3 protein-coding genes are annotated in these 3,539 nt (G+C 55.8%); 1 reads left to right on the plus strand and 2 read right to left on the minus strand.

What is annotated here, in order from left to right; translation table 11 throughout:
* Both AAAC48_RS10680 and AAAC48_RS10685 read right to left on the minus strand, forming a co-directional pair.
* Positions 1 to 1,084 (minus strand): AMP-binding protein (locus AAAC48_RS10680; protein ID WP_340654150.1); only part of this gene is annotated, 1,084 nt, incomplete at its 3' end.
* A complete protein-coding gene (locus tag AAAC48_RS10685) occupies positions 1,081 to 2,502 on the minus strand; it encodes a malonyl-CoA decarboxylase (RefSeq protein WP_340654151.1) in 1,422 nt (473 codons plus the stop codon). The genes AAAC48_RS10685 and AAAC48_RS10680, both read right to left, overlap by 4 nt.
* 264 nt (positions 2,503 to 2,766) lie before the next feature.
* On the opposite strand from AAAC48_RS10685, the gene AAAC48_RS10690 reads away from it, so the two are divergent.
* Positions 2,767 to 3,432: a GntR family transcriptional regulator gene (locus AAAC48_RS10690; RefSeq protein ID WP_340654152.1), complete on the plus strand. Its 666-nt coding sequence runs from the start codon at positions 2,767 to 2,769 to the stop codon at positions 3,430 to 3,432.
* Positions 3,433 to 3,539: the final 107 nt, after the last annotated feature.

The raw sequence follows: 3,539 nt of genomic DNA on the forward strand, positions 1-3,539 counted from the left end.
AGTAGCCCTTGAAAACGTTCGGCCCCTTCACCTCGATCATGCCAGTCTCGTCATGCCCGAGAATTTCACCGGTATCGGGATCGGTAACCCGTACCGTGACACCTGGAAGCGGGAAACCGACGGTCCCTGCGATCCGTTCGCCGTCATAGGGGTTGGACGTATTCATGTTGGTTTCCGTCATACCATAACGCTCGAGGATGGCGTGGCCGGTGCGTTCTTGAAACGCTCGGTGGGTATCGGCCAAAAGCGGTGCCGAGCCGGAAATAAACAGCCTCATGTTGGCCACGACGTCGTGGTTCAGCCCTTCATGCTGGAGCAGGCGGACATAGAACGTCGGAACGCCCATCATTGTCGTTGCACGCGGCATCAATGCCAGGATTTCCGCCGGATCAAACTTCGGCAAAAGAAACATGGATGCGCCGGAGGTTAGAATGACGTTCGTTGCAACGAAAAGGCCATGAGTATGAAAGATAGGCAGGGCATGGATCAGCCTGTCCTTGGGCGTAAAGCGCCAGTGATCCTTTAGCGTCAAGGCATTCGACAACAGGTTCTCGTGCGTAAGCATCGCCCCTTTCGACCGGCCAGTTGTGCCGGAGGTATAAAGGATGGCGGCAAGATCATCGGCTGATCTGGAGGCGTCAACAAAATCGCCTGCTTCATCGTTTGCAAGTTCGACGAGCGATCCACCGCCACGCTCATCCAACGTCTCGACAAGTGCGCCATATTTGGATGCTATATCCTTGATGCCATCAGCAGCCTTCGGGTCGGCTACGACAAGGCGTGGTTCCGCATCGCTGATGAAATAGTCAAGCTCGGCTAGCGTATAGGCCGTGTTCAGGGGAAGATAGACAGCCCCGCACCGAATACAGGCAAGGTAAAGCATCAAGGCCTCAGCGCTCTTCTCCACCTGAACGGCAACCCGGTCGCCCGGCCGGACGCCGAGTGTATCGATTGCTCCGGCGATCCGGCCCGACCACTCAACCATGTCGCCGTAGGTCCAGCGGTGACCCTCGGCGGTTTCAATGAAAATGGCGTCGTGGGAAGCGATCGAACGGCGAATGGCGTCAAACAGATGATTGCTCATGAGCTCACTTCCTTGCTGCTGGCTTTGTTCTTGTCGAACTTGTCTTTCATGTTGCTTGAAGCAAAGCCGCGGCGCGGTGTGTCGCTGCGCAGCAATCTCTTGACGGCCGGAGCTGCCACGATCTCGTTGCGCTGGGCAAATGCTTCGTGATTGGTTTCGATGTCGTCGAGCTTGTAGAGATAATTGACCATGAGGCCGTGCGCCTGCCGCATTGCCCGGCTTGATCGGTCGCCAAGAAAATTCATCCGTTCCAGTCGCGCACCATTGCCAAGGTGAAAACGGGCAACGGGATCGATCGGTCGTCCATCTGCTGTGCGTCCCTTGAGGAAATACGACGCAGCAACGGGCATTAATGCAGCTTTCACTGCTGCAGAGCTTGTCGGGTTATTTGGCCATTCAGCGTCGTCCAGCGCGGTGAGGGCGGCCTGATCCCCTGCACTGAGCATATCCGAGCCCTCTTTAAGTCTTTCTCGCCGCAGCCAGCCAGCAAATCCCGGAACCGGCGAGAGCGTGACGAACGTATCGAGGTTGGGCAGATCCCGGCGCAGGTCTTCCACAACCTGCTTGATCAGGAAATTGCCGAAGGAAATGCCCCGCAGGCCTGCCTGACAGTTTGAAATCGAATAGAAAACGGCAGTTCTGGCATCCTGCGCCTGAATCGGCGCGCGTGTCTCATCGAGAACATCGGAAATGTTCTCGGGAATGGCCTTGGTTAATGCCACTTCGACGAAGATGAGAGGATCATCAGCAAGTTGCGGATGAAAGAAGGCGAAACATCTGCGGTCAGCAGGCGCCAGCCGCCGGCGCAATTCGTCCCAATTGCCGATCTCATGCACCGCCTCATAGCGAATGATCTTTTCAAGAATATTGGCAGGTGTCGACCAGTCAATGGGCCGAAGGATAAGAAAGCCACGGTTGAACCAGGAGGCAAAGAGGTGGGCGAAATCGGCATCGACCGATTCAAGATCCGGTGCGTCGACCTTAAGGCTCAACAGCCGCTCACGCATGCGGACAAGCGTGGATATTCCACCCGGCGCAAGATTGAGGCGCCGGATCAGCTCCTGTCTGCGCGGCTCTGCCGCCTGATGAAGTTCAAGCACTGCACGGGACGTCCGCTCAGTGCGATAGGTCTCAATCGCTGCATCAAGCCTTTTCGAATCCGGCCCGAACTTTTCGAAGAGCAGGAGCATGAAATCGCGCTGTTTATCATCGCTCAGGCGCGACCACTGCTGCAGGATTTCTGCCGCAAGCGCCATTCCGGAAGCTTCCCCGCGGCTCGACAGCAGCATTTCGCAAAGCCTTTCGAGACCCGAACTGCCAGAGGGGAGCCGTTCGGGGCGAGGGGTGAAGGTCAATAGCTTCCGGCCTCGCTCGGTTATGGTCTGGACCATGTCACTGAAGAACGATGTACCCGTCATTGCATAACTCCGCTTCTGAGGATTGCTGGAATAAAGACGGCAGGTCTGAAGCGCATCCATTCCTCCGAACGCTTAAGGGCGCTGCCCGGGCTATTATAACCGGTCTGATGTTGACAGTGCGTCCGTATGGCTGGCGCATCATCAAATCATTCGTTTGTTCCAATACATCCCGCGGGATGATATATAATGCTTCGGCGATCTTGTATGTAAAGTCAATAGCCTTGTATACAAGAATTAGAATTGTGCATTTTTGTTGAGGGGGCCATGGCCGAAAATATCGTACAAAGACTGAGGGATGAGATTGAAAACGGTATCGTCACGAATCAGTTTTCACCGGGCGAGCGACTGGATGAAATGCACTTGGCAAAACAGTTCGGCGTATCGCGGACGCCCGTGCGTGAAGCTTTGATGCAGCTCAGCGCCATTGGCCTGATTGAGATTCGTCCACGGCGAGGGGCCGTCGTTGTCGAGCCTGGGCCGCACCGTATTTATGAGATGTTCGAAGTCATGGCTGAGTTGGAAGGCATGGCAGGTTCATTGGCGGCGCGCCGTCATACGGACGCGGATCGTACTGCCTTGCTTGCGGCCCATGCCAAGTGCGAGAAATCCGCCGAGGCGGATGACAGCGACACCTACTACTACGACAATGAGCTGTTTCATCAGGCAATATACGCCGCAAGCCACAGCGGCTTTTTAATCGAACAATGTACCGCGCTGCATCGGCGCTTGCGTCCTTATCGCCGCCTTCAGCTCCGGGTGCGCAATCGTATGAAGACTTCCTTCAACGAACACCAGGCAATCGTCGACGCCATACTGTCAGGGGACGCCGATGCTGCCCGTGCTCAGCTTCGACAGCATATTGCAGTTCAGGGCGACCGTTTTAGCGATCTGGTCGCGACGCTTTCTGAGAGCAAAGCACTCTTGGGATAGTGACAAACAGTTGTATGCACATCAGCCGTAGCCTTGCTGATAGGATCGCCGCCCGACCCGCCAGTTACTCACTACAACGGCGAGTTGGGACCAGCTAGCATGTGCAC

It is taken from the genome of Phyllobacterium sp. (genome assembly GCF_037994405.1).
In the GTDB taxonomy this organism is placed as follows: domain Bacteria; phylum Pseudomonadota; class Alphaproteobacteria; order Rhizobiales; family Rhizobiaceae; genus Phyllobacterium.